We start from the raw sequence: 26931 nt of genomic DNA, 5'->3' as shown, positions 1-26931 counted from the left end.
ACGTCGCTTTACTCTTGCGCCGCTAGATAGGGAGCCTGGTGTCTGTCAGCCAAGGTCAAAAAGAGCCTCACATAACCCCCCCTGGCTACTGCGATTCCGACCTGTCGTATCGAATTCCTCACGAGGTGACGTGGCACGGCTTTTGCTTTCCATTACTTAGCAATAAAAAAGGCCGACACTAGGTCGGCCAACGAGCTTTAGCTCAGGAGAATACTTAACGAGTTACCACTGGTTTGAACTGCTTAACTCGCTGAGCCTACTATATTACTACATGTTTTGACGGATCAGAGACATGATTTCCCGAACACCCTCTGATACGTTGTCCGGAAGGCGGCCTGAACAACCGCCTTCTTTTTTTGTTACCTCAGCAGCTGCAGTGCAGCCTGCGGGCGTTGGTTCGCCTGGCTCAGCACAGTACTGGCTGCTTGTTGCAAAATGTTCTGCTTGGTCAGAGCCGCAGTCTCGGTCGCAAAGTCGGCATCACGGACACGGGCACGGGCAGCACTGACGTTTTCCGAGATATTCGACTGGTTGCGGATCGTGGACTCAAGCCGGTTTTGTTTTGCACCCAGTTCGGCCCGTTTACTATCCACGGTCTGAATCAGCAGACTCAGGTTCGCCATTGCCAGCTGAGCCTTGGTCCCTGTGGTACCGGTAATATCCTTAATGTCTGTCCAGCTAAACTTGGTTGCCGCGTCAAAGGTTCTCACAAGATTCCCATTTGCATCCTTTGTGACTTTGAAGCTGCCGTCGTTTGTAGACTCGGTGGTCAGGCCAGTAATGCCAAATGAGAAACTGATCTTGAACGAGATCGTCTGCGCCGCATCGGCCCCTACCTGGAAAGAGCCATCAAACGTGCTGTCGAGCAATTTCTGGCCACCAAAGGTGGTATCGGTTGAGATACGGGTGATCTCTTCAGACAGCTGGGTGTATTCAGCATTCAGCGCCGTGCGGTCGGATGTATTATTGGTACCGTTGGCGGATTGCTCAGCCAGGACCCGCATACGCTGTAACATATTGGTGATCTCTTCCATCGCACCTTCGGCAGTTTGCGCCAGAGAGATCGCATCATTGGCATTTCGGTTACCCTGATCCAGACCGTTGATCTGTGAGGTCAAACGGTTAGAAATTTGCAAACCGGCTGCATCATCCTTCGCACTGTTAATACGAAGACCGGATGCCAGGCGATTATACGTGGTATCGAGAGCCTTATTGGTGTTGTAGAGGTTACGCTGCGAGTTAATACTCGACACGTTGGTATTAACGAACATACTCATGACTATTCTCCTAAGCTAGTAAACATGTTTTTATTTTTATTTTGCACACCTTTTATATCGGTGATTGTTTGGGAAACTTTAGCGTTTTTTCTGTGCCAGTGATGTTTCCCTCACTACTTAGGTTATCGGTTCCGCTGAGAAATCCTTTAGAAAAAAAAACCGCCAAACAGGCGGTTTTTTTAGTGTGAGAGACTTCAACGGATGTAGTCAAACAGAGTTAACTTACTGATTTTACTAAAGGAAAGCTGTGACGCAGTAAGGGCTGCATCCTCCTTCGACAGGTCAGAAATCACCCGATAAAGATCAACTTCAGACACTTTGGCTCGCACATCCTGATTAAATGAATCAAGCGCTGAATTGGATGCCATCGCCTGACTGAGACCGTTCATTCTTGCACCGATGTCGCCCTGTGCACGATCCATCCTTAGCCTAGCGTTTTGAATATGCGATGTCACATCCGCAACCGAGTCACGGAATTGACTCGACGTCAGGTTTGGGTCCTTAAGATCGGTGATATATTGCTCTAGCCCATTTAATATATTGTCATTTTTAGGCGCATCTAACTTGAATGTCTGAGCGGCACCGCCTGCTGGCACACTCAGGGTCAACTCCAACCCCTGAAATGCAACGCTTTCTCCGCTCTTATAATCCCCTGTCTGCAATACAGCGCCACCCGGATCGGTTATGGTATATTTATCCGGCGTTCCCGTCGTTGTGGTCACAGTAAACAGATTGGTCCCTGAGGGTTTATATGAGTTGGCGAAAAAACTGTCATATTGGGACTGCTCTTTGACCATCACAGTCATGTTGGCTGTGGTGGCCGATGCGGTTCTACGCGTGGCAATCGACTCAAAAAGGTCCATTCCGTTGTCGCTGGCTTCAATCATCACGGTGGGTGACACCTGCAGCAGACGTTGTCCCGTATCCCCTTGGAACTGGTAGACGCCCGCGGCATCGCGAGCATAGGGGGGAGTCATGTTCTTATTGCCACCAAAGATATACTCCCCTTGGGAATTCTTGGTATTGATGAGATCGAACATCTGTTTCTGTAATCCCGTCAATTCATTGGCTATCGCCTCGCGCTCCCCTTGCCCCATAGAGGCGTTGTTCGACTTCTGGATTAGCGTGGTGGCACTCATCATGGCATCATTGAGTGCAGTGACTATGGTCTCTTCATGAGCCAAGCTATTCTCCAGCAGGCCACCATTGACCGTGTATTGCTTGAATAGCTCAATCTCATTGGTCAACTCCAGCTTCTGCCCCATCGCAGAGGGGTCCTCACCGGCTGTCTTGAAACGATCCCCCGTCATCAGTTGCTCATATGCAGCGCTAAGACGCTCGTTAGTCGAGGTGAGCGCACTGATGTTACGGTTGTAAATCATATTGGTCGTGATACGCATGGCTTACCTCACCGATGAGAGCAGAGTATCGAAGATCGTCTTTGCCGTGCTCACCACCTGTGCAGAAGCGGCGTAGGCCTGCTGGAAACGGACGAGATTTGCCGCTTCCTCCTCCAGATTGACTCCTGAGGCACTCTCGTGAAGTGCAAAAGTCTGCTCTAATTTACCCGTTGCTGCCTGCACATAGGTCTTGGCCGTGCTGGTCTTGTTACCGACGTCAACCACGATGGCAGTGTAGGCCTCCGACAGTGTCATCTTGTCATCACTGGAGGTGCTGGTCTCTTTACGCACCAGATCCTGGGTCTGCAAGTTAGCCAGGCGCACCCCATTGGTGTTATCGGCAAACCCATCTGTGTTATAGGACAACTTGAAACTGTCTTTGTCCTTCACCGTGCCTATGATGCTGAACTCATAACCAGGAGCTTGAGTCGGGTCTGGATACACCTTGGTTCCAGGCGGGTTCTCAAGATTGGCCAAGATGTTCTCCCCCTTGGTCGCAGCCGGTGCAGTGCCTATTAAGGTGGCACCATCCGCTTGGTATACCTCATAATCGCCAGTACCATTTATCTTGATGACCTGAGGGGCCGTGGCAGACAAGGTGTTGGTACCGAATCCGGAGCCGGTCCCGGTGTTATAAATCCCGGTGAGAGAAATCTTGCCATTGCCTAGATTCTGCGCCGATCGATCGGCTTTGAGGGGAGAAGCCAGCGCCAGATCTTCTGCACGATTGATCAGTTTCTCTAATGCTCCTGCCGCTTGCTTGGTAGGCTGGAAGAGGATCTTGTCACCAGCCACGGGGACACCTGTCAGAGATAATTCGATGCCATGACCGGGGATCGCGGCAACCCCGGGCACTCCACTGCCGGTGAATGCCGAAGTCTCGTTGCCCTCTTCATCGATGGCGAAGACCTCATAGTTGGTCGCGCTACTAAACCGGACCTCATAATCATAGGGGGTGACTTCGCCACCTTTTCCAGGAACAAACGATACTTTCCCCTCGGCACTCCCTGTATTGGTCTTGTAGGCAACTCCATCAGATTGCGGCAAACTGAAGAGATCGCCGCCAATTTGGTTATCCAGATCCAATCCTCTGTGGTTCTGTTGGTTCATGGCGTCCGCCATGGCGACGGCTAACTGGCCCAGCTCTCGTTTTGTCGGCTCCAGATCAGCCCTGGCCTGGAACAGCCCTCCGACCGAGCCACCCATGATGCGGGTATCCAGATAATTGCTATTACTCCCCAGACTCCACTGTAATCGCGTCATTTGGGTTTCAGGATCTCCTGACACGACCGAGATATTGGCGTGGCTGCCGGCTAACACCAGAGATTGACCATTGACCAGATTCACCGCCAAGGCGCCGTTACCCAAATCCACCGTACGAATATCCACCATCTCTGACAGCTGACGAATCGCCTCATCCCGCTGGTCATTGAGCATCAGGTTCTCTTCCTGAGTACCGCGGGTCTTGATGATGGCCTGGTTAAGTTCATGGACACTGCTGATCAACCCATTGAGTCTGACTGCCGCATCATCGATACGGTTATTGATGGCCCCGCTCTGCTTGTCGAGACGGGTAGAGAGGTTATTGTAGCGACTGACCATGGTGTCCATCTCAGTCAGCACCCGTGTACGTGCCGCCAGCTCAGAGGGCGACTCGTTAGCACTATGGATACTGTTGAAGTACGACATGATGGTGACACCTACGCTGTTCGATTTGTCGCTCAACAGGTTATCTGTGTAGTTAAGCTGGTCAAATCGGGCATTGGCATAGCCTAGGGCCGAGGTGTCCCGACGATATTCACCGAGCACATACTGATTGATGACACGTTCTGTGATCGAATCACCGACGCCATATCCCAGTGCATTGGTCGACAACAAGGTACGCTCGCGCACATAGCCCTGACTGTTGACATTGACGACGTTGTTACTGGTCGTTTGTAACAGCTTCTGGTGCGCCAGAACCCCTGAGGTCCCGATACCGAGTAGATCGTAGGGCATGAATCACGACTCCGTTTCCGTGTACTGGGTTATGGCATCACTGCGCAGAACCTGTTTTAACTTGTGAGCATAGTGGGGGTCGGTGGCATAACCGGCCGCCTGCAGTGCCTCAAAGTAGCGCTCCGGGCTATCCGCCTTGGCCAGGGCGCCACGATAGCGGCTTCCCGATGTGAGGAAATCAACATAATCGTTGAAGCTCTCCTCAAACGATTCATAAGAACGAAACGCGGCCTTCTGCCTTGAGGGAGTCCCCTTCTCATATTCCAGCGTACTGACCACCGCCTTGGGGCCTTCCCAACGGGGATCGGCCTTAATACCGAACAGGTTATGCGTCACCTCGCCATCCCCATTGCGGATCACCCGCTTACCCCACCCACTCTCAAGCGCTGCCTGGGCTACCAGCACCGCTGGACTTAAACCCAGTTTTGCCGCAGCTTTTTTCGCCATTGGCATCAGACGGCTGACAAATTCGGCTGGCGAATCGAAACGTGGTGAGCCTGAAGCAACCGCCTTGCCTTCCTCGGTCTTCCCCACAGGAGGGGTGAATCGCAAGGGATGCTCCTTGGCGACATCGCCTTTACCGTCTTTTTCAGCAAAATCTTTGCCAAGTTTTTCCGCCAGCTTTTTTTGCTCTTCAAGATGCACCGCATAAGGCTTATAGATCTGTTCGGTACGCTCCGGCATTCGCAAGGTCCGGCCATCGTTGTGACGAAATGTCTTGGGGGATAGCTGACGCACCACCATGTCGGCAATACCGAGCCCTCCCTTGCTGGCCATGTCGGCCACCCTCTGCTGATCGAGCATCCCCTCATAAAACTGGGTATAGCTGCTGTTCATCGGGTTGTCTTGGGTCAGTGCGGCCCCCGCCTGACGCATTCCTTGAAACAGGGTCTGGCTGAAGATAGCCTCGAACTGCCCGGCGGCGGCACGCAGCGCTTGCTCCTGCCCCTGACTGCTGTTGCTCAGCTGACGCAGCTTGTCCAGGTTCTGTACATCCTGCACCAAACCCAGATTGACCCCTTGGTTATCGATGCCTGCCATGGTATGCCTCACTTCTTGCCGCCGGTGGCAACCGCTTGCCACCCACTCGTTACAGAATCACCAGCTCGCCCTGAATAGCCCCTGCCTGTTGCAGCGCTTCCAGAATGGCCATCAAGTCACCCGGGGCCACACCAACCTGGTTTACCGCCCGCACCAAATCATCCAGGGTCGCCCCCGTGTCGAGCTTGAACATGCGTCCATCTTGCTGCTGCACATTGATGGTGGAGTTATTGGTCACCGTCGTCTGTCCACCTGCCAATGGGTTGGGTTGGGAGACCTGCTGATTTTCGGCAATGGTCACCGTCAGACCACCATGACTGATGGCGGCGGGCTTAAGACGAACCTCTTTACCAATGACGATGGTACCGGTGCGAGAGTTGACAATGATCTTCGCCGCCTCATCGGCAGGGTCCACTTCCAGGTTTTCCAGCGTCGAGAGATAAGAGACTCGCTGCGCCGGATCCCGAGGGGCATAAACCTTCACCGAGGTGGCATCCAAGGGCTGCGCCGTATTGGGACCAACCAACGCATTGATGGCGTCGGAAACTCGACGAGCCGTAGTAAAGTCGGCGCGCATCAGGTTGAAGGTGATGGTGTCACCATGACTGAAGGCGTTGGGGACCTCGCGCTCCACCGTCGCACCATTGGCGATGCGTCCCACGGTCGGCGTATTGATCACCACCTTGGAGCCATCCGCACCTTCTGCGCCCAGGCCGCCAACCACCAAACTCCCCTGTGCGACCGCATAGACGCGTCCATCCAATCCTTTCAGGAAGGTCTGAAGCAGGGTGCCGCCCCGCAGGCTTTTCGCCTCACCGATGGCCGATACCGTGATGTCGATGGTCTGCCCCGGTTTGGCAAACGCGGGCAGATCGGCATGGACCGCTACCGGGGCCACATCCTTGATCTTGGGCTTGAGGTTATCGGGAACCTTGATGCCAAAGTTGTTGAGCATGGTCCGAAAGGTCTGCTCGGTGAAGGCGTTGTTCTTCTCGCCGGTACCGGGCAAACCGACCACTAGGCCATAACCGAGCAACTGGTTGTTACGCACCCCTTCAACCGTAGTGATGTCTTTGATACGAGTGGCCTGGGCACTTAACGGAAGCACCAGCCACAGGCCCAACATGATGAATTGATGTAGACGCATACTGCCTCCTACAGGGGCCACCAGGGGCCATTAAAGAAACTCGTGAGCCAACCCTGCTCCTGGGAATTGGCAAGATCGCCGGTACCGCCGTAATAGATACGAGCATTGGCAACCCGCTGGGAGGAGACCGAGTTATCGGACGTGACATCCTCCGGGCGTATGACGCCAGTGATGCGGATATACTCGTTACCGTTGTTGAGCATGATCCATTTCTCCCCGCGAACCATGAGGTTACCGTTGGGCAGTACCTTGTAGACACTCACCGAGATGTTGCCCTGCAGGCTATTGCTTTGATCCGCCTTTGCCTGCCCCTTGAAGGCGGCATTCTGGCCGGCAGAGGCCGAGAGATCGTAAGCACCGGCAGTAACCGGTAGCCCGCCCAGCTTGAGGGGGTCCAGATTGAACTGGTTATCCTTGCCCGACTGGGTGTTGGCCTTCTTGGAGGCAGAGGTCGACTCGATGAGCTCGATGGTAATGAGATCCCCTACCTTGTGCGCCTTGATGTCCGAGTAAATGCTATTGACCTGATCCGGCTGGAAGATGGCCCCCGTGGGCCGCACGGAAACCGGCTCCCCTTCCGGATAGACGGGGGCAAATCCGGGATCGTCCGGCTTAGGAGTATTGGGGGTTGAGGTACAGCCGGCGAGCAGCAGGCACCCGAGCATCCATACGGCTTTCATGATAGGACTCCCATTACAACCTTTGGGTCAGATAAGACATCATCGAGTCCACAGCGGAGATCACCTTGGAGTTCATCTCATAGACTCGTTGAGCCTGGATCAGGTTGACCAGCTCTTCGGTCACGTTGACGTTGGAACTCTCCAGCATCCCCTGTTTGATGACTCCGAGGCCATCGGCCCCTGCTGTTCCCTGGATGGGCGCACCACTGGCCTGAGTCTCGAGGAAGAGGTTCTCACCCATGGGTTGCAGACCACTGGGGTTGACGAAGTCACTGATGTTGATCTGGCCCACTACCTGACTCTGACCATCCCCGGCCAGCTTCACCGACACCTGGCCATCGCTGCCCACCGTCACGCTCTGGGCATTTTCAGGAACCTGGATCTCGGGCTGCAGGCGATAGCCGTTACCTGGGGTCACTATGGTCCCCTCTTCGTTGAGGGTGAACTGACCGTTACGGGTATAGGCAGAGCTGCCATCGGGCAGTTGTACCTCGAAGTAACCCCGGCCACTGACCATCAGATCCAAGGCGTTGTCGGTCGTCTGCACGTTGCCCTGCCCATGGTTCTTCTGGGTTGCGACGACCTTGGCACCTGCGCCCAGCATCAGGCCTGAAGGCAGGGTAGTGTCGGCCGAGGAGCGCCCCCCCGGTTGGTTGATGTTCTGGTAGAGCAGATCTTCGAAGATGGCTCGTCCCTTCTTGTAACCCACAGTGCTGGCGTTCGCCAGGTTGTTGGAGGTGACGCTGATATTGACCTGCTGAGCATCCAGCCCGGTCTTGCTGATCCAGAGTGCAGGATTCATGGTGTACTCCTTGGTTAACTGACACGCAGCAGCTGGGTTTGCGCTTCGTCGTTCTCTTCTGCCGTCTTCATCATCTTGATCTGGGTCTCGAACTGGCGTTGTAGACGGATCAGGTTGGTCATCTCATCGACCACATTGACGTTGCTCCCCTCAAGCGAACCGGCGATCAACCCGACACTGGCTGAAGCCGGCTCCTTGGCGCCATCTTTGCGACGAAACAGGCCATCCTCTCCTTTCTCAACCGCATCGGTGGCTGGACGCACCAGCTTGATCCGCTGAAAATCCTCAGAGAGGTTGGGCGCGGCACCTTCGGGACGCGCATTGATCGTGCCATCTCGGTTGATCTCGATCTTCTCGAGCGGCAGCGGCAAGACGATGGGATTGCCGGCATCATCGACCACATTGAGTCCGGTAGAGGTCTGCAGATTGCCGGTCGGGCTCAGCTGCAGATTGCCCATGCGGGTGAAGGCCTCACCCCCTTTGGGATCCTGCACAGCCAGCCAACCGGGCCCATCGAGGGCCACGTCGAGATCCCGTCCCGTGGTCATCAGCATGCCATGCTCCAGGTTCTGACCCGGGCGCTCTGTCTTGGCAAAGACCCGTGTCGGCAATCCGTCACCGAAGGCTTGCATGCTGCGCGCCTGCTCGAAGTCGGACTTGAAGCCCACGGTATTGGCGTTGGCCAGGTTGTTGCTTCGCACGGCCAGGCTGTTCATGTTCTCCTTGGCCCCTGACATGGCGATATAGAGCAGATGATCCATGGCACTCCTCACTGGCAGAGATCACTTAGTTACCAACAACCATGCAGAAGTGATGCCAACTAATTTAATTGAATATAAAGCAATGATTTTAAAATAAAAAAAGGGCGCTCTCGCGCCCTTGGTGTCAGTTCTATGACGATCAGCGGATCTGCAGTATGGTCTGCTGCAGGGTACTGTTCACTTCCAGCGCACGGGAGTTGGCCTGGAAGTTACGTTGCGCCGTGATGAGATTCACCAGTTGCGTCGTCAGATCCACGTTGGATTGCTCCAACGCAGCCGAACGGACCGAGCCAAAGGTCCCGGTATTGGGTAAACCGGGCAGCCCTTCACCGGAGAGCAACGACTGCTGCCATGAGGTGTCGCCGATCTGGCTGAGCCCCTGCGAGTTGGCAAACTTGGCCATGGCCACCATAGCCACCTTGACAGTCGTCGCGTTGCTGTAGGTTGCCGAGACAATGCCATCTGGCGTGATTTCTACCTTGGTCAAGCGCCCCACGGTTGAGCCATCTTGCTTCAGGTTATTGACCTCAAAATCCCCCGTGTAGGATGTCATGGTGCCAAATCGGATCTCAACTTGCTGGGTCGTGTCCGCTCCGTTTTGCACGATGCCAGCCCCGTCAGCAGTGCCAGGCGTCGGAGCCGGCGGTGGAGTACCCACAGTCGGGATACCAAACTTTTCCGTCATAATTGTGGTGGGTGTTACCGAAGCTAGATTACCGTTCGGATCAAACTCCAGACGTGCGGACAATGGTGCTTGAGCAAGCGCCGGGGTGGTTGTGGCCATGGTTGTTGCCGCACCACCCACAATATCGATCGGCTGGTCTCCCTCATAGAGGTACATCCGCCACATGGTCGGATTGGCAGGTTTAGTAGTATCAGCAGGATCCGCTTCCTTCATAAAATACTGGGTGATGGTATGGGGAGTCCCTAACGAGTCATACACGGTGATGGATGTGGAGGCTGTGTATGTTTTAGAGTCTTTCGGATTAAATTTCGATGCATCTGCCGCACCGGTTCCGGCGGCGAGTGGCTTGGCATTACCGGGTAAATTGAACCCCTCTTCAATCAAGGTGGTTTTTACCGGTTGACCGGCCTTATCCGGGATTTGAATAGGCTTGGTCGCATTGAGGCTCACGGCCTTGGGCGTGCCATCGTCATTGATTTCATAACCCTGCAGATACTTGCCTTGGTTGTTGACGATGTAGCTGTTGGCATCGAGCTTGAATGCCCCGGCCCTGGTAAAGGTACGATCCAGATTGCTCTGGGAGTCTGACAACACGAAGAAACCGTTCCCCTGAATCGCCAGATCCAGCGAGTTTTCGGTGAACTTCAACGCACCTTGCTGGAACTGCTGTGCCACTGCCCCTGTGGTGACACCATTACCCACCTGGGTTTTGGAGTTCACGAAGATGGAGTTGGCATAAACATCGGCAAACTCGGCCCGCGACTCCTTAAAGCCAATGGTATTGACGTTGGAGATGTTATTCGCGGTTACGTTCAGGTCTTTCTGCGCGGCGTTGACACCACTGAGTGCATTATTAAAGGACATTGTCTCTCTCCTTCAATGAAAGATGATCAAACAGTCACGCGGGGCCCTTGGAAGGGGTGCTGCTGTTGCTATTACTGCCTGCTATCTCGAGGATATCGCTCAGATAGACAGAGCCCACCCCTTTGAGTTTGACCAGGGTCGGTGAGGTCGCCGTCCCTAGTGTCACACTTTCGACATTGGCATAAGCCAAGGCCGGCAGTGCCTGTTTCTGTTCGTTCACTGTGCCAATGGACTTGAAGGTGTACTTGCCGGAGGGAGCCAACTCACCATTGGTCATCTTTCCATCCCAAGTGAACGGTACATTGCCTTTGAGCTCTCCATTGAGCACAAACTCACGGACCAACTCGCCTCGCTCGTTTTCAACCTGTACCTTGATGCCGCTGGCCTTGTCGCCGGCGGCGATGACACCTGAGACTTGCCCCCCTTGCTCAAGCGCGCCAGAGTTACCGGCGGTCAACACACTCTGGCCCACCAGAGCAGATGCTTGCAGCGCCTGGCTTGAGGTCATGATCGAGTTAAGCCCCGTCATCTGTGCCGTCAGCTTGTTAATCCCATCGTTGGTCGACATTGAGGTCATCTGAGCCAGCATCTGGGAGTTGTCGACCGGCTTGAACGGATCCTGATAAGAGAGCTGCATGGTCAGAAGCTTCATAAAATCGGCTTGATCGAGCTCTTTCTTCGCCGTCGTACCATTACTCTTGGTACCAAGCGGGACATTACTGCTGGTCGTAGAAGTCTTGGTGTTGGCAGCGCTGTTGCTGCCCCAATACATATTATTAATGTCAGACATGGTGACCTACCTTAGCCCTTCCCCATGCTTAGGGTCTGCTGCAGCATCTTCTTCGCTGCATCAGCGACCTGCACATTCGTCTGATAGCTGCGTGAGGCGCTGATCATATCGGTCATCTCCTCAACCATGTTGACGTTGGGCTTGTAGATAAAGCCGTCTTTATCTGCCAACGGATGGTTGGGGTTGAACTCCTTGAGCAGAGGCGCATCGCTCTCCACGATTCCCTTGATGTTCACCCCGACCGAGGACTGTTTATCAGACATGGCCTGCTCCAGCTGAGCGGCAAAAATTGGCCGACGGGCCCGGTAAGTTTTGTCGACACTGGAGCTCACGCTGTCTGCGTTGGCCATGTTGCTGGCAACCGTATTGAGGCGCACCGACTGGGCGCTCATGGCAGAGCCAGCGATATCAAAGACTTTGAACAGGCTCATCACTGCTCTCCCTTCAATGCCTTGAGCAGTCCCGTGATCTTGCTGTTCATAAATTCCAGCGAAGTCTGGTACTCAAGGCTGTTTTGCATGTAGTCACTACGCTCCTGCTGCAGATCGACGGTATTTCCATCACCTGTATCAGGTTGCAGAGGCGTACGATATTGAAGCGCAGCGCCGCCGCCCAGCGAGAGCGGGATGTGCCGTTCATTTGTCGTCGAGAGTGCGAAGCCCTGGCCCGACTTGGCCTCTTTGAGCGCCTCGGCAAAGTTGAGATCCCGGGCCTTGAAACCCGGCGTATCCGCATTGGCGATATTGCTGGCAATCACCTCTGCACGGCGGGAACGAACTCCCAGCGTGTATTGATGAACTCCAAATGCCTTGTCGAACGATATGGCCATGACACACCTCCTGCTTGCTCATGAAGCAGCAAGAGGCATGCCAAGATCTACACGAAGGGATTATTTGACTTTATAGACGATACCGGGATTACAGCGCACCATCTCAAAGCGGTCTGTCAAACCAGCCAGGGATTCGGAGGCTCCCAGCATCAGGTAACCGCCAGGATTCAAGCTGGCTGCAAACTGATTGAGGATCTTGGATTTGACCTCAGGAGAGAAGTAGATAAGCACATTTCGGCAAAAGATTATGTCAAACTTACCGAGCAGGCTGTAGCTTTCCAAGAGATTGAGGTAGCGAAAAGATGTCAATTTTCTGACTCGCTCCGCCACTCTCATCTTGTTATCCCCATGGGGCTCGAAGAACATCTTCTTGCGTTCAGGGGAAAGCCCGCGCGCTAGTGCCAGACTGTCATAAATGCCCTCTTTGCACTGATTAAGCATAGAGGCAGAGATATCAGTCCCCACTATCTGCACACCACCAGGCAGGGTGCCCGGTTTTTTCATCTGTTGCTCAATGGCCGTCATGGCAATCGAGTAAGGCTCTTGACCAGACGATGACGCCGCAGACCAGATTTTGACCACACGACCACTCTTACCAAGCTCGGGAAAGAGCTTTTCAGTCAACAACTGGAAGGGGTAAGTGTCACGAAACCACAGGGTTTCGTTGGTCGTCATGGCATCCACTACGGCCATCTTCAGGTCACGCTCACGAATATTCATCGATCGCGTGATCAATTCGTCCAGACTCGCAGCCCCATGTTGACTCAGCAGGGGGGAGAGGCGGCTCTTGACCAGATACTGCTTGTTATCACCCAGCACAATACCACTCTGGCTCTCCAGAAAGGCACTGAACTGTTTATATACATCATCTGACAGTGTCTTCATTCAGTTCTTTCTTCTTGTCTAGAGTGCATTCTGAACCGCTTTGGCCAACACGTCGGGCTGGAACTTGGCGATAAAATCGTTAGCCCCGACCTTCTGCACCATAGCCTGGTTGAATACACCACTGAGGGATGTGTGCAGGATAACATGTAAATCCTTGAGTGCAGGATTGTTACGGATCTCTGCCGTGAAGGTATACCCATCCATCTCGGGCATCTCGATATCCGAGATAACCAACGCAACCTGATCCCTGATGGGACCCTGTTTGGACATGTCGATCAGCATGTCGAGTGCCTCACGGCCATCTTTGGCCAGGATACACTTCATACCGATAGCCTCCAGGGCCCGCTGAACCTGCTTGCGCGCCACAGAAGAATCATCCGCCACCAGCACGGGACGATCGGCTGGCGGATTCGCCGCGCTCGCCTCACGGATCTCTTCGCTCACATCGGTGGAAATGGGCGAGATCTCGTTGAGGATCTTTTCAACATCGAGTATCTCGACCAACTCTCCATCGACCTCGGTCACGGCAGTCATGTAGTTGATACGTCCCGCCCCCTTGGGAGGAGGCAGGATCGACTCCCAGTTCATATTAATGATGCGTTCGACGGAGTTGACCAGGAAACCTTGTACCGAGCGGTTGTACTCGGCAATGATCATGAAGCACTTGGTCAGATCAGCAATCGGCCGACCACCGGTAGCCATGCTGAGATCGATGACCGAGATGGTCTGACCCCGAATGTGGGCAACGCCGCGAATGCAGTGATGGATTTTTGGCATCACGGTAAGCGGAGGACACTGCAACACTTCGCGAACCTTGAATACGTTAATTCCGAACCGTTGACGACCATTCAGCCGAAACAGCAGCAACTCCAGTCTGTTCTGACCCACCAACTGGGTTCTCTGGTTGACCGAGTCCAGAATACTGGCCATAGGAAGCTCCCCTAACAAAGCATTGGCACCATTCATGCATGGGCATTTGAGACTGCTTGGCGTCAAAGTTCAGTTACCCGTCTTTGAGCAAGCATAGTTAATTGATCTGATGTGGGTTAACAATTTCTTTATCGGCCAGCTGTTTCAAATGATTAGCAAGCTTTTGTTCTTACTCTTGATTCCGACCTGCGCCATGGCACAAGTAGAGGAATCCACCATCAGTAGGCTGCAGAGCGCAGCCGAGGGCTTTGTGCTGGGCAACCTCGAGAGTGCCCCCACTGCCCGGGTCGACGTCAAGGCCGGCCCCATCGACAATCGCCTGCCCCTGACCGAGTGCCCGGATCATCTCTCTGTCACGCTACCGGGTAATATGACGGTGCGCCGCAACACCACCGTCTATCTGAAATGCGACGAGCAACCGGGCTGGGATCTCTATCTCCCCGTCAGGGTCTCTGTCCAGAAACCCTTTGTCACTGTCACCGAGGTGATAGGGAAAGGGGAGTTGCTGACCGCCGACAAATTGACCATTGCCTATCAGGACGAACAGATGCTGCGCGGTGACTACGCCCTCGAACCAGCAAGGCTCTCTGGCACCCGCAGCAAACGCGAGTTGCGCCCGGGGCAACCTGTACGCAACAGCCAACTCTGCGTAATCTGTAAAGGCGACCAGATCACCCTGATTGCTCAAACGGGAAATTTACAAATAAAATCAATGGTCAGTGCCTTGCAAGATGGAAGCTTCGGAGACATGATCCGTGTCACCAACCTGCATTCTGGTCGCGAAGTGAAGGCCAAGGTGAAGGACGTTGGCCAGGTGGAGATAATGCTGCATTAATTTTGCTAAAGGTTGCGCTCCGAGCGCCGATACAGTGGGTAAGCAAGACTCAGCAGACGAAGGATTAGATTATGGCTATCAACAATATCAACAACTTGGCAAACAGTCGCCTGCAAGGCAGCGGCTCTAGCCAGTCTGCACCGAGCAAGGCAGGAAGCGGCGTTGCGAGCGATAGCCGTGCAACCGCAGCACGCCAAGACTCGGTCTCTCTGACCAGCGAAGCACAGCAGTTACAACAGATGCAAAAGAGTCTCTCTTCAGGGGCCAGTGGCAATGAGAGTCGCGTCGAGAGCCTCAAGAAGGCAATCGCCGCCGGCGAATATCAGGTCGATAGCCAACGAGTCGCCAAGAAGATGACCTCCTTTGAAGGTCAACTGGACAAGCTGCTCGGATGAACGATCTGCCTTCTCTGCTGAATATTCAAAGTACCCATCTTGCAGATATGCTGACGCTGCTCAAAGAGGAACAGGGCCTCCTTGAGCAGCGTCAGGCGCTTTCTCTTCCCGACCTGCTCAAGCGCAAGCAGGAACTAGCAAACCACATCCAGGCTATCGATCAGCAGATTGCGGCACAACCCGATATCAAGACGGCGCTGGCATGTTATCAGCCTGCGATCAGTCACCTGACCGATCAGTTACAAGCCTGTCAGGAACAAAACGATATCAACGGCAAGCTGCTCGAGCTTAACATCACAGCCAACCGCCGCCTCGCCGGTCTGCTCACCCAACTCAGGGATCGCAGCAGCCTCACTTATGATGCCAAGGGTAATACTCGCGCAGGAACTCGTTCTCGCGGTATCAAAGCCTGATCATACCAGCGCCAATTCGGCGAGGATCCCGTCCGAAGCGGCATTGCGGATCTGTATCTTGCCTTCCTCATACCAGCCGAAACTGGCAGGCCACGCTCCCCGCGGAAAAGTAATCGACCCCGGGTTTAGCAACACCTTGCTCTCCCCCGACTCCAGTACAGGTACATGAGTGTGACCGCTGACATAGACTGAGCCGGCCGGCATCGGCACCTCATCGGGGCGATAGAGATGACCATGGGTCACAAACCAGCGCCGCCCGTCCACCAGCATCTGGCTGTAAGGCGCGGTGCAGGGGAAGCTCAACAACATCTGGTCCACCTCCGAATCGCAGTTACCGCGCACCGCCATCATCAGTTCGGCATACTCGTTGAGGCGAGTCGCCACCGCAGCAGGCTGATACCCCTGGGGCACCGCATTTCGAGGCCCATGATTGAGTAGGTCTCCAAGCAACACGATATGATCCGGCTTTAGCCGCTCAAGCTGAGCCATCACCCCCTCGAGAGCCGGCAAACAACCATGAATGTCCGCTAACAATGCAATCTTCATCGGCATGACCTCACTGCGTGATGAAATAGAGACTCTTGGTGGCGATCTCTCCCTTGAGGTTTTGAGTCGGCAGCCCGCGCAAGGCCGGATCCACCAGTCGCATCTGGTTGTAGTGATAGAGCGGGATCACCGGCTGATCCGCTAACAATTTGCGCTCCGCCTCTTGGTAGAGTCGGGTGCGCTCCGTCAGGTCGAGCGTATTGACGGCCTGCTCCAACAGGGCGTCATAGGCCCGATTGCAGTACCCACTCTCATTTTGCTGCTCACCGCAGCGAAAGAGACTTAGCAAGGCAGAGGGCTCGACGTAGTCACCAAAGGCCAAGGTTCGGGCTATGGTGAAATCCCCGGCAGCCTTGGCCTCTTGATAGACGTTCCATTGCATGTCACGCAGCGCCACTTCGACCCCCAGTGGCTTCCACATGGCGGCAACCGCCACCGCCAGCTTCTTGTGATGCTCCGAGGTGTTATACGCGATGGAGAGACGCAGAGGGTGATCGGGCCCGAAGCCGGCCTGTTTGAGCAACTCAGCAGCCTGTTTGAGCCGCTCGGCACGGGGTAAGGCGGCATCCGCATCGGCCATCGATGCATAGCCCGGTTGCGCCGGTAAGACAGACCAGGCTATCTGCTCTCCCTGTCCCGCCACATACTGGGTCAAGACCTCCCTGTCGATGGCCAGAGAGAGCGCCCTGCGCACTTCCACACGGGCCAATTCGGGGCGCTTCAGGTTAAAACTGTATAGATAGGTACCAAAGAGTGGCAGCCCCCAGAGCCGGTCGGGAGCCTCTTCGCGGATCCGCGAGTAGTACTCAGATTGCACCCCATGAGTCATATGGATTTTTCCCGCCTCATATCCCAGTCGCTCGGCATTGAGGGAGGGCAACGGCAGATAGGTCACCTGTTCGATACGAGTATTGGCATGATCCCAATATTCCCCATTACGGGTTAACTCGATCCGCTCGTCCGGTATCCAGGCACTCAATCGATAGGCGCCATTGCTCACCATATGGCCCGGCTCGGTCCAAGCCCTGCCAAAACGCGCGACCGCCTCCTCATTGATGGGCACAAATGGGCGTTGGCTCAACAGCCGCAACAGGTAGGGCACCGGGCGCTCCAGGGTCACTCGCAGCACCAGCTCACTCTCAGCGTCGACGCCAAGATCCTTCGGCTCGAGGGCTCCGCCATAGATGGCCGCCGCATTGTTGATCCCCGTTGCCAGCATAAGAGAGGCCGATGCAGAGGCTGTCGCGGGATCGATGAGGCGACGCCAGGCATAAACAAAATCTGAGGCCGTCAGGCGCTCGCCATTAGACCACCGCAACTCGGGACGCAGGAAGAAGCGCCACACCAAGCCATCATCACTCTGTTCCCAACGCAGTGCCTGAGCCGGGACGATTTGCCCCTCGCCGTCCTCTGCCACTAACCCCTCGAACAGATCGGTGAGGATGGCCTCACCCGGGAAGCCATTGCGTACTTGCGCCGGATCGAGCGAGTCAGGCTCCCCGCCATTTCCCCTGACCAGAGTCTGCCGCTCTGGTTGGGGCGCCGGCACCGCCACCTGCTCGGCAGCCAGCAGCTGACTGGCCACCAATAACACCAGTCCATAGAGTCGGGAATTACGCACCTTACTACCTCTCACCACATCACTTGGTCGCGTCAATCACCACGATGGCGCTTGTTCTGTCAACGACGGAGCCGTATTGTAGCGGCCTCGCGCCGAAGAGGGAGTCTTTCGGACATATTTCGGGAGTTTTTTATGGGTTACGAGTGGTGTGCCCTCGTCGCAGCTACCCTATGGGCCATTGCGGCCCTCATCTCGGTCAAACCGGCGCGTCACTTGGGCGCCTTTGCTTACAGCCGCTGGCGCATGCTGATGGTGAGCCTGATGCTGTTGATCGGCAGCCTGCTGACCGGTGGCTGGCAAAATCTGCCGCTCTCTGCCTGGCCGACGCTGGCCCTCTCGGGACTTATTGGTATCTTCATCGGCGATACCGCCCAGTTCGCCTGTATGAACCGGTTAGGCCCTCGTCGCACGGGTCTTCTCTTCTCCTGCCACGCCCTCTTCTCGGCTCTGCTTGGCGTCTGGCTCTTTAGCGAAATGCTCTCCGGCCCACGACTATGGGGGGCCGCCCTGGTGCTGTGCGGTGTCTGGCTCGCCATCACCTTCGGTCGCCGTGGTCAGGGGCACGAGTGGGAGGCGGTGCGTGGCTCCCTGTGGGTGGGGGTCGGCCTCGGTCTGCTCGCCGCCCTGTGCCAGAGTACCAGTGCCGTTATCGCCAAGCCGGTGATGAGCGACCCGACCATAGATCCGGTGACGGCCTCTCTGGCCCGCATGCTGGCCGCGCTGCTGGCCCATTGCCTGCTGCGACTGACACGCTGGCCTATGTCCAGGGCGCTCCATCCGATCAATCGTGAGATATTGGGATTGGTGAGCCTCAACGGCTTTCTTGCCATGACCCTGGGCATGACCCTGATCCTGGTTGCCCTGCGCTATGGCGATGTGGGTATGGTCTCAATTCTGTCGGCCACGACACCTGTGGTGTTGCTGCCCTTGCTCTGGTGGCATACCGGCCAGCGTCCGGCGTTGCCGGCATGGCTCGGAGCCCTGCTCACCTCAGGCGGCATCGCCCTGGTACTCGGCACCTGATAACGAAACGGCCCCGCATGCGGGGCCGTGTTCATCAGAAGGCGGCTATCTCGTCGTCCGTCAACTCCCGGTATTCGCCCGGCGCCAGTGTCTCGTCAAGGCGCAGAGCCCCAATCTGCTCACGGTGCAGACCGACCACCTTGTTGCCAACTGCCGCGAACATGCGCTTGACCTGATGGTACTTGCCCTCGTGGATGGTCAGACGCGCCTCGCACTCACCCAGGATCTCGAGCCCGGCGGGACGGGTCTTCTCTTTCTCGGAGCGAAGCAAGATCCCTTCGGCAAACTGCTCGGCCGTGTCCGAAGCAATCGGGTCGGCCAACCAGACGTGGTAGGTTTTGGCACACTCGTGGCGCGGCGAGGTGATGCGATGGGACCACTGGCCATCATCGGTGATCAGCACCAGGCCTGTGGTGTCGAGATCGAGGCGCCCCACCACATGCAGCTTGCCCATGGAGGGTTCATCCATCAGGAAGAAGACGGTCGGATGATCCGGATCGTCGTTAGAGCAGACGTAGCCTTCCGGTTTGTGCAGCATGAAGTAGCGCTGGCGCTGGCACAGGCTCAGCTCGATGCCATCGAACTCGATGAGGCTCTGCTCATCGATGTGAAAGGCGGGTTGCTTGATCACCTCACCATCGACTTTGACCTCCCCCTGGCGGATGATCTTACCGGCCTGGGATCGCGTCAAATCTGAACAATCGCAGATAAATTTATCGAGCCGCATCAGCTTCCCCGTGAGTCTTGTCGCTATATTAGAGGGCCAACATTATACGGTGCGGCCACAACAACGCCAGCGATGGATAAATGCCGTCGGCCAATTGCATCATGTTAAACTTCTTCACAGTGATCTCATTGAACGGCGCGCCCTGCGACATCATCCATGACCCGTGCGAATTCACTCATTACGCTCCCCGTCTCCACCCTGCGCCCCGGCATGTATGTGGTCGACATAGTGAGACAGGTCGGCAACAAGACGATCTCCAGCAGAGGCTTTGTTCGCAACCCCGCCCAGATCGAAGCCCTGATCAATTCAGGGGTGCTCGAGGTGACGGTCGATCTCTCACGCAGCCGCCTCGAAGATGAGAGCCTCTCCCCGGAGGAGGCAAGCACGTCCCCCCACGCCACGCGCAGCGATCGCCATCAAGAGGCCGGTACACTGCGCATACGCCGTCTCTACAAAGAGGCGCGTTCACTGCAAGTGAAGCTGCTCAGCCAGCTCAAGCAGGGAGAGCCGATCGACATAGCGCCTCTGGCACAGGTCGCGGAGGAGATGGTCGATACCATGTTTACCCATGGTGATGCCATGCTCTGCCTGGCCCGCATTCGGGCCAAGGATGCCTATCTGATGGAGCACTCCATGAATGTGGCCATTCTGTTGGCCAACTTCGGTCGCTACCTCGGGCTTGAGCGCGCCACCTTGCAGGAGCTGACGCTGGGTGGCCTGCTGCACGATGTTGGCAAGATAATGACCCCGGACGCCATCCTCAATAAACCGGGGAAACTCACCGAGGAGGAGTTCGCCGTGATGCGCCACCACGTGGTGCATAGCCGCGAGATTCTGGGGGAAACGCCGGGGATCACCCCCATCATGCTCGAGGTCGCCGGTAATCATCATGAACGCCTGGACGGCAGTGGCTATCCGTTGAAGCTAAAAGGAGATGAGCTCTCCTTGTACAGTCGAATGAGCGGCATCGTCGATGTCTATGACGCCCTCACCGCGGATCGCGTCTACAAGGCCGGGATGCAACCGACCCAAGCGTTTCGCATCCTGCTCAAGGGAGCGGGCAGCCATTTCGATGCGGAGCTGGTGCAAAAGTTTATCAAGTGTCTCGGCGTCTATCCGGTGGGAACCCTGGTACAACTCTCCAACCAGAAGCTGGCCGTTGTGATAGAGCGTAATCACCAGGAGCCTCTAAAGCCTCTGGTCAAGGTGATCTACCATGCGGCGGCCCGTCATTATCTGGAGGTAAAACTGCTGGATCTGGCGCGGCCAGGCACAACCGAATCGATCGAGGCCGTTGTCGAGCCCAGAGACTACGACATAGTGCTAGACCGCTTCATTCCCTGAACTCAATGCTCGGCACCGTGGCCGGGCTGAAGCCAGTGGTGCAGCAAAAACTCCTCATCCAGCGGGGACAGGCAAAAGCGCTGACTGGCCTCCTCGATGGCGCGGCCATCATAGCGATGCTGCTCACTGAGCCTGCGTATGGCACGGCGCAAGTCTTCCCCATGGGGCAGTAGTGTGTGCTCGCTCATGATGCTCTCCTCGCGGGTTCTACCCCAAGGGTAGTCGCCGTGCCCCCTCCTTGCCGGACGGCACGGGCAAAGCGTGAGCGCCCTCGCCTCTCCAACCCTGTCAGGCCACCTTGGGGGTTCAACATCCCTGCGAGCGACGACTTGCCCCCTCCCTCCGGGCAGTGTCGGTGAGCGGAATGGGGTGATATCATCGCCGGTAACCAAGATGCCCCCGACTGGCTTTCTCACCACGACGCTCGCCCGCGCGCCATGATGAGCAACCCACAACAAGTGACCCTATGCCTCCACGTCATCGACAGATCCTTACCCTGGTCCACCAGGCTCGCAAGATGAGCGTGGCCGAGCTGGCTCGTCATACCGGCGTCTCCGAGGTGACCATTCGGGGCGATCTCAATGCCCTTGAGACGCTGGGACTGCTCAAGCGCGTGCATGGCTCTGCCATCGCCATCGAGACCGATGCCCTCGATGCCCGCATCAGCATCAACTACCCGCTCAAGGAGCGCCTCGCCGAGCGTGCCGCCCGACTGGTGGTCGAGGGAGAGACCGTCTTCATCGAGGGGGGGAGCGCCAACGCCCTGCTGGCTCGCCACCTGGCCCACCACAAACGGGTCACCATCATCACGGTGAGCAGCTATATCGCCCATCTGCTCAAGGAGACCGATACCCAGGTGATACTGCTCGGCGGCCTTTACCAGCACGAGAGCGAGAGCGTGGTCGGCCCCCTCACCCGCATCTGCATCGAACAGGTGCACTTTACCAAGGCCTTCGTCGGGGTTGACGGCTTCCAGCAGGACAGCGGCTTCACCAGCCGCGATGCCATGCGCTGCGACGTGGTCAACGCCGTGCTGGCCAAGGGGGTCGAGAACATCGTCATCACCGACAGCAGCAAGTTCGGCCTGACCCAGCCCCACCCCCTGAGCGGCGGCCCCATCCACCGACTGGTGACCGACGACGCCCTGCCCCAGAGCCAGCACGACGCCCTCGTCGAGCGCGGAGTGCAGATCCATTTCGTGCCCGCCTGACGACAGGGGTTGACGCCGCCCCGGCCCCGGAGCGTATGCTGGCCCCCTGTTTCAGGAGGAACCATGACCAACAAGGACAAGTTACTGGCGGCTCTGATCGTCATCTGCTGGGGGCTCAACTTCGTGGCCATCCGCTGGGGACTGGACGGGGTGCCGCCCCTGCTGCTCGGTGCCCTGCGTTTTCTCGCCGTGGTCTTCCCCGCCATCCTCTTCATTCCCCGACCGGCCCTGCCCTGGCGCTGGCTGGTCGCCTACGGCGCCACCTTGAGCCTGGGCCAGTTCGCCTTCCTGTTTTGTGCCATCAATGCCGGTATGCCGGCCGGGATAGCCTCTCTGGTGCTTCAGTCCCAGGTGATCTTCACCCTGCTGTTTGCCATGGTTGCGCTCGGTGAGCGCTGGTTGCCTCACCACTGGGTAGCCCTGCCGGTGGCCGCTGGGGGGCTGGCCCTGATCGCCGGAGGTGGCGCCGGCAACCTGACGCTGATCGGCTTCTTCCTGACCCTGTGCGCCGCCGCCAGCTGGGGGCTTGGCAACGTCATCAACCGCCACATCGGCCTGCGCTACCCGGTGCACCTGCCCGGCCTGGTGGCCTGGAGCGGCCTGGTGCCTATTCTCCCCTTCCTGAGCCTCTCCTGGTGGCTGGAAGGACAGGATCGAATCATCGCCAGCCTCAGCCACTTCAGCCTCACCAGCGTGCTGTGCGTCCTCTACCTCGCCTACGTGGCCACCTGGTTTGGCTACGGCCTGTGGGCACGCCTGCTGACCCGCTACCCGGTGGCACAAGTCGCCCCGTTGACCCTGCTGGTACCCTGTGTCGGCATGTTGGCAGCGGCCCTGCTGCTGGGCGAGCACACCACGGCGCAGCAATGGCTCGGCTCTGTGCTGGTGCTGCTCGGTTTTCTCATTCACCTGCTGGGGCCGCGCCTGTGGGCATGGCGGGCACGCCCGGCGCTATCGCAAACCTAGGCGCCCTGCGCGCCACCTCATCTTTACAAAGGAGTGTAAGCATGACCGCAAACCGTCTCGTCGCCGCCCTGGCCCTGTGCTGGGCCAGCCTCGGCTGGAGCGCCACCCTGCCCCCGGATCTGGTCTGGGAGAATAACGACACCGACGCCACCTTCGCCGATCCGGCCGCCATGCCGGGCGGGGTCTTCACCACCTTCATGACCAGCTTTCCCCTGACCCTGCGCAACTATGGTCCCGACGCCAATGGGGGCTTCTCCGCCTTCCTGCGCGACGGCCGGCTGCCGCTGCTGGCCAGTCACCCCATCAGTGGCAAGCCGATGCCGATGATCGCCAACCAGTGGGCCTTTGGTGGCGATAACAAGACCATGTACTTTCGCATCAACCCCAAGGCGACCTGGTCCGACGGCGAACCAATCACAGCCGACGACTTCCTGTTTACGCTGAAGATGCTGCGTGGCAAGGAGATTAGCGATCCTTGGTACAACAACTACTACTCGACCCAGATAGCAGACGTGACCAAGTACGACGATCGCACCCTCTCCATCACCAGTGGCACCGAGAAAAGCCGTGCCGATCTGCTCGACTCACTCCCTTTCTCACCGGAGCCGAGCCACGCCATCACCCTCAGCCCGGACTGGGTGAAGAAGACCAACTGGACCGTATTGCCAGTCAGCGGCGCCTATCGCATCAGCGAGCTGAAGAAGGGAAAGTCGATCACCTTCAGCAAGGTGAAGAACTGGTGGGGACAGGACGAGCGCTACTTCCAGCATCGCTTCAACGTCGATCAGGTGCGGGTGTTGGTGCTGCGTGACATCAACATCGCCTGGCAACACTTCCTGCGCGGGGATATCGACAGCTTCGGCATGGTGATCCCGGCCTGGTGGCACGACAAGAGCAAGACCGCCGAGTTCGAGAAGGGGTACATAGAGCGCACCTGGCTCTATAACCAGACCCCCCAGCCCCCCATGGGGCTCTACCTCAACAACGACGATCCCCTGCTGACCGACGTCCACGTGCGCACCGGCATTCAGTACTCGCTCAACTTCGACAAGATGCTTAACCAGTTGCTGCGTGGCGACTACCAGCGGCTCAACAGCTATGGCAGCGGCCAAGGGCCCTTCACCAATACCGATCTCAAGGCACGGCCGTTCGATCCCAAGAAGGCGCGCGAGGAGTTTGCCAAGGCGGGTTTCGACAAGCCAGGCCCGGACGGCATACTGCGTAACGCCGCCGGCACGCCGCTGGTGCTCACCGTCACCTACACCACCGGTGAACACACTCAGCGCTTGACCCTGTTGCGGGAAGAGGCCAAGAAGGCAGGACTGGGCATCGAGCTCAATCTGATGGACGCCTCTGCCGGCTTCAAGGCGATGCGCGAGAAGAAACACCAGAGTGCCTGGATGGCCTGGTCTGGCAGCCGCTACCCGGCCTATTGGGAGTTCTTCCACAAGGTGAACGCCCACCAGAGCCAGACCAACAACATCATGAACATCGACGACGAGGCCATGACGGCCCTGGTGGAGCGCTACGACAAGGAGTTCGACTTTACCAAGAAGGCCGAGATCTCCCGCCAGATCCAGGCGCGCCTGTATGAGCTCGCCAGCTTCGTGCCCGCCTATCAGGTGCCCTATACCCGCGAGGGCGCCTGGCGCTGGGTACGCCTGCCCAAGGTGCCGGGAACCCCTCAGTCTGACAGCCTCTATTGGCCCTTCGACGGAGCCAGCTCGGGTTACAGCTACGGAGGCCTGTTCTGGATCGATCCCAAGGTCAAACAAGAAACCCGCGCCGCCATCAAGGCGGGCCACGCCTTCGCACCGGTCACCCGGGTCGACGAGACCTATCGCCTCGCCCAATGACGAGCATAAAAAAGCCCCGCGATGCGGGGCTTTTCATGTGACGCAGCGTTTACTTGGGACGCTTGGCCAGCTTCTTCTCGATGGCGTCAGCCACTTCGCCCGGCTCGACCACGATTCCTTCCTGATCGACGGTCGGGAACACGGCCACACACACCTCGTCCTCTTCCATGCCAGAGATCCAGCGATCCATCCACACCTTGAGGGTGATCGCCTGGGGCTTGCAGTCAGCCCACTCGCCGCTGGCCCACGCCTCGGCGTACTCGGGGTGCGGCCACACCGGGATGCAATCCTCATCCTCTGTGGTCAGCATCATGACGCCGTGCTCGTCGGTCAGCACGTAGAGCTCGCCGTGCTCCACCAGCTTGGTGATGAAGTGATCGTAGCGGTAGTCGGCGTTGAGACTGAGCGCCGCGTTGCGCTCGGTGTCGGTCAGGGTGTAGCTCATGGTAGCCATCCGTTTTAGGGGGAAAATCGGGGCGTAATGGTCACATGCCCCCGCGCCCTTGTCCAGATCAGCCGGCGATCTCAGGCCACACCAGCTCGATGCCAGCCTCGTCGCACAGGCGGCTGCGCAGCCAGTAGGCGCACTCGATCTCAACAAAAACCAACTGATCTTCACCGCCGCGAGCCACGGTCAGCAGCGCCTTGAGGCGGGCCTCCAACCCCTGCTGCCACCCCTTGAGCAGGCGGGGCATGGCCTCATCCACCACCTCGCGGCGCAGCTCGAACAGGTTGTCGCTAATGGGGCTGTTGATTTTCTCCGGGATGCGCCAGTAGTGCTCGAGATTCCCGAGCAGCTCCTCATCGTATTGGGCGAGCGCGACTATCCCCTCATCCCGGCTCTGTGCCTCCGGGCTTACTGGACTCCAACCAGTCTTGAGATCGGCCAGCTCGTGCATGAGACGAGTGCCGGCGGCCTGACGCAAGGCCTTCACATCGGCGCTGCCGAGCGGGGCAACCCAGAGACGACCGCCATGACTCTCCATCTGCTTGACCAGCAGCTCGTTGGCATAGTGGGGAAAACGGTGAGAGAGCTGATGCAACAGGGAAACCAGCACAATGCGGGGCATGGAAGACTCCAGAGAACGTCGAGGAAAGCATCATAGCACGAAAGCCCATGGAGCCGGCCTCGCGCGGGTCAAGAAAGCAGCAATCGCGCCGGCCATCTGCAATAGTTTGAGGCAGCCCTCATTCCACCAAGGTCCCGAATGCTAAGGTGCCCACAGGATCCCATTTAAGGAGTACCGCCATGCTTGGCATCAATCACATCTCCCCCGAACTGGTCGATGAACTCAAAGTACTCGCCTGCTATGACCCGGCCAATCTGGATCAAGGGGTCAAATTGCACAAAGAGAGCCCACAGGGGCTGCATGACGCGGCGCGCCGCCTCTATGACCGTGGTCTTATCGTCGCCCCCGATGGGGGTTATCTCACCCCCTTCGGCCGCACCCAGCTAGAGCATCTACAGCATCTGTTGACGGCCCTGAAGGGAGCCTGAGAACAAATAAAAAAGGGGTCGCATAGCGACCCCCTCTCTTTTCCCTCCGAAGAGGGACAAACAAAAAGCCGCTGCCAGGCAGCGGCTTTTTTAAATTCTGTGCAATTACAGAGCAGTTACGTTCTCAGCCTGCGGGCCCTTCTGGCCTTGGGTCACGGAGAACTGTACACGCTGGCCTTCAGCCAGGGTACGGAAACCGTTGCCTTGGATGGCGCTGAAGTGTACGAACACGTCCGGGCCGTTTTCTTGCTGGATGAAGCCGAAGCCCTTGGTTTCGTTGAAGAACTTAACGGTACCGGTGATCATGTTAGACATATCTTTTAAACCTGTATTCAAAAATAACTCGTGCCTTTCGGCGGACAAAGCTTCGAAATGGGTAACTTATGAACAACAGGAAAAGATGCAGAA

Annotated in this window: 30 protein-coding genes; 9 read left to right on the top strand and 21 right to left on the bottom strand. The window is 57.0% G+C overall.

The window, feature by feature from the left end; all coding sequences use genetic code 11:
* Positions 1-359: 359 nt before the first annotated feature.
* From BN1121_RS07445 to BN1121_RS07380, 14 genes are all read right to left on the bottom strand, one after another.
* A complete protein-coding gene (locus tag BN1121_RS07445; protein WP_005353121.1) occupies positions 360-1277 on the bottom strand; it encodes a flagellin N-terminal helical domain-containing protein in 918 nt (305 codons plus the stop codon).
* 194 nt (positions 1278-1471) lie between these two features.
* Entirely contained in the window at positions 1472-2677 is a 1206-nt protein-coding gene (flgL, locus tag BN1121_RS07440; RefSeq protein ID WP_005353113.1) for a flagellar hook-associated protein FlgL, read from the bottom strand.
* 3 nt (positions 2678-2680) lie between these two features.
* On the bottom strand, positions 2681-4675 hold the full coding sequence (gene flgK / locus BN1121_RS07435; protein WP_005353111.1) for a flagellar hook-associated protein FlgK: 1995 nt from the start codon (positions 4673-4675) through the stop codon (positions 2681-2683).
* A 3-nt stretch (positions 4676-4678) separates the two neighbouring features.
* Positions 4679-5716, bottom strand: coding sequence for a flagellar assembly peptidoglycan hydrolase FlgJ (gene flgJ, locus BN1121_RS07430; protein ID WP_005353110.1), 1038 nt, complete (start codon positions 5714-5716; stop codon positions 4679-4681).
* A gap of 49 nt (positions 5717-5765) precedes the next feature.
* Positions 5766-6863: a flagellar basal body P-ring protein FlgI gene (locus BN1121_RS07425; RefSeq protein ID WP_005353107.1), complete on the bottom strand. Its 1098-nt coding sequence runs from the start codon at positions 6861-6863 to the stop codon at positions 5766-5768.
* An 8-nt stretch (positions 6864-6871) separates the two neighbouring features.
* Complete coding sequence (flgH, locus tag BN1121_RS07420) at positions 6872-7543, bottom strand: flagellar basal body L-ring protein FlgH (RefSeq protein ID WP_005353105.1); 672 nt, start codon at positions 7541-7543, stop codon at positions 6872-6874.
* 13 nt (positions 7544-7556) lie between these two features.
* Positions 7557-8345: a flagellar basal-body rod protein FlgG gene (gene flgG / locus BN1121_RS07415; protein ID WP_005353104.1), complete on the bottom strand. Its 789-nt coding sequence runs from the start codon at positions 8343-8345 to the stop codon at positions 7557-7559.
* Between the two features lie 14 nt (positions 8346-8359).
* Positions 8360-9106 (bottom strand): flagellar basal body rod protein FlgF, encoded by a 747-nt coding sequence (locus BN1121_RS07410; RefSeq protein ID WP_005353101.1) that lies wholly within the window; start codon positions 9104-9106, stop codon positions 8360-8362.
* A gap of 139 nt (positions 9107-9245) precedes the next feature.
* Positions 9246-10655 carry a flagellar hook protein FlgE gene (gene flgE, locus BN1121_RS07405; protein ID WP_005353098.1) on the bottom strand — a complete coding sequence of 470 codons (1410 nt, stop codon included), beginning with the start codon at positions 10653-10655 and terminating at the stop codon, positions 9246-9248.
* Positions 10656-10689: 34 nt separating this feature from the next.
* Complete coding sequence (locus BN1121_RS07400; RefSeq protein ID WP_043157544.1) at positions 10690-11445, bottom strand: flagellar hook assembly protein FlgD; 756 nt, start codon at positions 11443-11445, stop codon at positions 10690-10692.
* 11 nt (positions 11446-11456) lie between these two features.
* Positions 11457-11876 carry a flagellar basal body rod protein FlgC gene (flgC, locus tag BN1121_RS07395; RefSeq protein WP_005353094.1) on the bottom strand — a complete coding sequence of 140 codons (420 nt, stop codon included), beginning with the start codon at positions 11874-11876 and terminating at the stop codon, positions 11457-11459.
* Entirely contained in the window at positions 11876-12274 is a 399-nt protein-coding gene (flgB, locus tag BN1121_RS07390; RefSeq protein WP_005353089.1) for a flagellar basal body rod protein FlgB, read from the bottom strand. The genes flgC and flgB overlap by 1 nt, the downstream gene beginning before the upstream one ends.
* 60 nt (positions 12275-12334) lie before the next feature.
* Complete coding sequence (locus BN1121_RS07385) at positions 12335-13159, bottom strand: CheR family methyltransferase (protein ID WP_043597525.1); 825 nt, start codon at positions 13157-13159, stop codon at positions 12335-12337.
* Positions 13160-13177: 18 nt separating this feature from the next.
* A complete protein-coding gene (locus BN1121_RS07380) occupies positions 13178-14089 on the bottom strand; it encodes a chemotaxis protein CheV (RefSeq protein WP_005353084.1) in 912 nt (303 codons plus the stop codon).
* Positions 14090-14282: 193 nt separating this feature from the next.
* On the opposite strand from BN1121_RS07380, the gene flgA reads away from it, so the two are divergent.
* From flgA to BN1121_RS07365, 3 genes are all read left to right on the top strand, one after another.
* Complete coding sequence (gene flgA / locus BN1121_RS07375) at positions 14283-14924, top strand: flagellar basal body P-ring formation chaperone FlgA (protein ID WP_231553016.1); 642 nt, start codon at positions 14283-14285, stop codon at positions 14922-14924.
* Positions 14925-14995: 71 nt separating this feature from the next.
* Positions 14996-15319: a flagellar biosynthesis anti-sigma factor FlgM gene (gene flgM, locus BN1121_RS07370; RefSeq protein ID WP_005353079.1), complete on the top strand. Its 324-nt coding sequence runs from the start codon at positions 14996-14998 to the stop codon at positions 15317-15319.
* A complete protein-coding gene (locus tag BN1121_RS07365) occupies positions 15316-15732 on the top strand; it encodes a flagella synthesis protein FlgN (RefSeq protein ID WP_005353077.1) in 417 nt (138 codons plus the stop codon). The genes flgM and BN1121_RS07365 overlap by 4 nt, the downstream gene beginning before the upstream one ends.
* Here BN1121_RS07365 and yfcE read toward each other — a convergent pair whose 3' ends face one another.
* Both yfcE and BN1121_RS07355 read right to left on the bottom strand, forming a co-directional pair.
* Positions 15733-16278, bottom strand: a complete 546-nt coding sequence (gene yfcE, locus BN1121_RS07360; RefSeq protein WP_005353076.1) for a phosphodiesterase — start codon at positions 16276-16278, stop codon at positions 15733-15735.
* A 10-nt stretch (positions 16279-16288) separates the two neighbouring features.
* On the bottom strand, positions 16289-17899 hold the full coding sequence (locus BN1121_RS07355) for a peptide ABC transporter substrate-binding protein (protein ID WP_407921502.1): 1611 nt from the start codon (positions 17897-17899) through the stop codon (positions 16289-16291).
* A 132-nt stretch (positions 17900-18031) separates the two neighbouring features.
* Between BN1121_RS07355 and BN1121_RS07350 the strand changes: the two genes are divergently transcribed.
* Positions 18032-18922: a DMT family transporter gene (locus BN1121_RS07350; protein WP_005353072.1), complete on the top strand. Its 891-nt coding sequence runs from the start codon at positions 18032-18034 to the stop codon at positions 18920-18922.
* 34 nt (positions 18923-18956) lie between these two features.
* Here BN1121_RS07350 and rsuA read toward each other — a convergent pair whose 3' ends face one another.
* Positions 18957-19649 (bottom strand): 16S rRNA pseudouridine(516) synthase RsuA, encoded by a 693-nt coding sequence (rsuA, locus tag BN1121_RS07345; protein ID WP_005353070.1) that lies wholly within the window; start codon positions 19647-19649, stop codon positions 18957-18959.
* Between the two features lie 156 nt (positions 19650-19805).
* Between rsuA and BN1121_RS07340 the strand changes: the two genes are divergently transcribed.
* Complete coding sequence (locus BN1121_RS07340) at positions 19806-20993, top strand: HD-GYP domain-containing protein (protein WP_043157542.1); 1188 nt, start codon at positions 19806-19808, stop codon at positions 20991-20993.
* Positions 20994-20995: 2 nt separating this feature from the next.
* Here BN1121_RS07340 and BN1121_RS07335 read toward each other — a convergent pair whose 3' ends face one another.
* The gene (locus BN1121_RS07335) at positions 20996-21181 is read right to left on the bottom strand and encodes a hypothetical protein (protein ID WP_005353066.1); all 186 of its coding nucleotides are present in this window, start codon (positions 21179-21181) and stop codon (positions 20996-20998) included.
* Between the two features lie 278 nt (positions 21182-21459).
* Between BN1121_RS07335 and BN1121_RS07330 the strand changes: the two genes are divergently transcribed.
* From BN1121_RS07330 to BN1121_RS07320, 3 genes are all read left to right on the top strand, one after another.
* The gene (locus tag BN1121_RS07330; protein ID WP_005353064.1) at positions 21460-22203 is read left to right on the top strand and encodes a DeoR/GlpR family DNA-binding transcription regulator; all 744 of its coding nucleotides are present in this window, start codon (positions 21460-21462) and stop codon (positions 22201-22203) included.
* A 63-nt stretch (positions 22204-22266) separates the two neighbouring features.
* Positions 22267-23169, top strand: coding sequence for an EamA family transporter (locus tag BN1121_RS07325; RefSeq protein WP_005353062.1), 903 nt, complete (start codon positions 22267-22269; stop codon positions 23167-23169).
* Between the two features lie 41 nt (positions 23170-23210).
* Positions 23211-25025: an extracellular solute-binding protein gene (locus BN1121_RS07320; RefSeq protein WP_005353051.1), complete on the top strand. Its 1815-nt coding sequence runs from the start codon at positions 23211-23213 to the stop codon at positions 25023-25025.
* A 49-nt stretch (positions 25026-25074) separates the two neighbouring features.
* Here the strand turns inward: BN1121_RS07320 and BN1121_RS07315 are convergent, their stop codons facing one another.
* Both BN1121_RS07315 and BN1121_RS07310 read right to left on the bottom strand, forming a co-directional pair.
* Positions 25075-25470: a DUF2750 domain-containing protein gene (locus BN1121_RS07315; protein ID WP_005353049.1), complete on the bottom strand. Its 396-nt coding sequence runs from the start codon at positions 25468-25470 to the stop codon at positions 25075-25077.
* A gap of 67 nt (positions 25471-25537) precedes the next feature.
* The gene (locus tag BN1121_RS07310) at positions 25538-26095 is read right to left on the bottom strand and encodes a hypothetical protein (protein ID WP_005353045.1); all 558 of its coding nucleotides are present in this window, start codon (positions 26093-26095) and stop codon (positions 25538-25540) included.
* A gap of 179 nt (positions 26096-26274) precedes the next feature.
* Here BN1121_RS07310 and BN1121_RS07305 point away from each other — a divergent pair, with 179 nt between their 5' ends.
* Positions 26275-26523, top strand: a complete 249-nt coding sequence (locus BN1121_RS07305) for a TIGR02647 family protein (protein WP_005353043.1) — start codon at positions 26275-26277, stop codon at positions 26521-26523.
* Between the two features lie 105 nt (positions 26524-26628).
* Here BN1121_RS07305 and BN1121_RS07300 read toward each other — a convergent pair whose 3' ends face one another.
* Entirely contained in the window at positions 26629-26838 is a 210-nt protein-coding gene (locus tag BN1121_RS07300; protein ID WP_005302803.1) for a cold-shock protein, read from the bottom strand.
* Positions 26839-26931 lie beyond the last annotated feature (93 nt).

It is taken from the genome of Aeromonas diversa CDC 2478-85 (assembly GCF_000819805.1).
Taxonomy (GTDB): domain Bacteria; phylum Pseudomonadota; class Gammaproteobacteria; order Enterobacterales; family Aeromonadaceae; genus Aeromonas; species Aeromonas diversa.
Note: the sequence above shows the minus strand (reverse complement) of the source record. Positions and strands in the feature narration are given on the sequence as shown.

Excerpts from the sequence above, each read along its gene's own strand:
- BN1121_RS07325 (WP_005353062.1), top strand. The coding sequence starts at position 22,267 with ATGACCAACAAGGACAAGTTACTGGCGGCTCTGATCGTCATCTGCTGG.
- BN1121_RS07445 (WP_005353121.1), bottom strand. The coding sequence starts at position 1,277 with ATGAGTATGTTCGTTAATACCAACGTGTCGAGTATTAACTCGCAGCGT.
- flgE (WP_005353098.1), bottom strand. The coding sequence starts at position 10,655 with ATGTCCTTTAATAATGCACTCAGTGGTGTCAACGCCGCGCAGAAAGAC.
- flgJ (WP_005353110.1), bottom strand. The coding sequence starts at position 5,716 with ATGGCAGGCATCGATAACCAAGGGGTCAATCTGGGTTTGGTGCAGGAT.
- BN1121_RS07425 (WP_005353107.1), bottom strand. The coding sequence starts at position 6,863 with ATGCGTCTACATCAATTCATCATGTTGGGCCTGTGGCTGGTGCTTCCG.
- BN1121_RS07380 (WP_005353084.1), bottom strand. The coding sequence starts at position 14,089 with ATGGCCAGTATTCTGGACTCGGTCAACCAGAGAACCCAGTTGGTGGGT.
- BN1121_RS07400 (WP_043157544.1), bottom strand. The coding sequence starts at position 11,445 with ATGTCTGACATTAATAATATGTATTGGGGCAGCAACAGCGCTGCCAAC.
- BN1121_RS07340 (WP_043157542.1), top strand. The coding sequence starts at position 19,806 with ATGACCCGTGCGAATTCACTCATTACGCTCCCCGTCTCCACCCTGCGC.
- flgM (WP_005353079.1), top strand. The coding sequence starts at position 14,996 with ATGGCTATCAACAATATCAACAACTTGGCAAACAGTCGCCTGCAAGGC.
- BN1121_RS07385 (WP_043597525.1), bottom strand. The coding sequence starts at position 13,159 with ATGAAGACACTGTCAGATGATGTATATAAACAGTTCAGTGCCTTTCTG.
- yfcE (WP_005353076.1), bottom strand. The coding sequence starts at position 16,278 with ATGAAGATTGCATTGTTAGCGGACATTCATGGTTGTTTGCCGGCTCTC.
- BN1121_RS07300 (WP_005302803.1), bottom strand. The coding sequence starts at position 26,838 with ATGTCTAACATGATCACCGGTACCGTTAAGTTCTTCAACGAAACCAAG.
- flgL (WP_005353113.1), bottom strand. The coding sequence starts at position 2,677 with ATGCGTATCACGACCAATATGATTTACAACCGTAACATCAGTGCGCTC.
- BN1121_RS07320 (WP_005353051.1), top strand. The coding sequence starts at position 23,211 with ATGACCGCAAACCGTCTCGTCGCCGCCCTGGCCCTGTGCTGGGCCAGC.
- flgB (WP_005353089.1), bottom strand. The coding sequence starts at position 12,274 with ATGGCCATATCGTTCGACAAGGCATTTGGAGTTCATCAATACACGCTG.
- flgA (WP_231553016.1), top strand. The coding sequence starts at position 14,283 with ATGGCACAAGTAGAGGAATCCACCATCAGTAGGCTGCAGAGCGCAGCC.
- BN1121_RS07350 (WP_005353072.1), top strand. The coding sequence starts at position 18,032 with ATGGGTTACGAGTGGTGTGCCCTCGTCGCAGCTACCCTATGGGCCATT.
- BN1121_RS07315 (WP_005353049.1), bottom strand. The coding sequence starts at position 25,470 with ATGAGCTACACCCTGACCGACACCGAGCGCAACGCGGCGCTCAGTCTC.
- BN1121_RS07330 (WP_005353064.1), top strand. The coding sequence starts at position 21,460 with ATGCCTCCACGTCATCGACAGATCCTTACCCTGGTCCACCAGGCTCGC.
- flgG (WP_005353104.1), bottom strand. The coding sequence starts at position 8,345 with ATGAATCCTGCACTCTGGATCAGCAAGACCGGGCTGGATGCTCAGCAG.
- BN1121_RS07335 (WP_005353066.1), bottom strand. The coding sequence starts at position 21,181 with ATGAGCGAGCACACACTACTGCCCCATGGGGAAGACTTGCGCCGTGCC.
- flgH (WP_005353105.1), bottom strand. The coding sequence starts at position 7,543 with ATGAAAGCCGTATGGATGCTCGGGTGCCTGCTGCTCGCCGGCTGTACC.
- BN1121_RS07310 (WP_005353045.1), bottom strand. The coding sequence starts at position 26,095 with ATGCCCCGCATTGTGCTGGTTTCCCTGTTGCATCAGCTCTCTCACCGT.
- BN1121_RS07365 (WP_005353077.1), top strand. The coding sequence starts at position 15,316 with ATGAACGATCTGCCTTCTCTGCTGAATATTCAAAGTACCCATCTTGCA.
- BN1121_RS07305 (WP_005353043.1), top strand. The coding sequence starts at position 26,275 with ATGCTTGGCATCAATCACATCTCCCCCGAACTGGTCGATGAACTCAAA.
- flgK (WP_005353111.1), bottom strand. The coding sequence starts at position 4,675 with ATGCCCTACGATCTACTCGGTATCGGGACCTCAGGGGTTCTGGCGCAC.
- rsuA (WP_005353070.1), bottom strand. The coding sequence starts at position 19,649 with ATGCGGCTCGATAAATTTATCTGCGATTGTTCAGATTTGACGCGATCC.
- BN1121_RS07410 (WP_005353101.1), bottom strand. The coding sequence starts at position 9,106 with ATGGATCATCTGCTCTATATCGCCATGTCAGGGGCCAAGGAGAACATG.
- flgC (WP_005353094.1), bottom strand. The coding sequence starts at position 11,876 with ATGAGCCTGTTCAAAGTCTTTGATATCGCTGGCTCTGCCATGAGCGCC.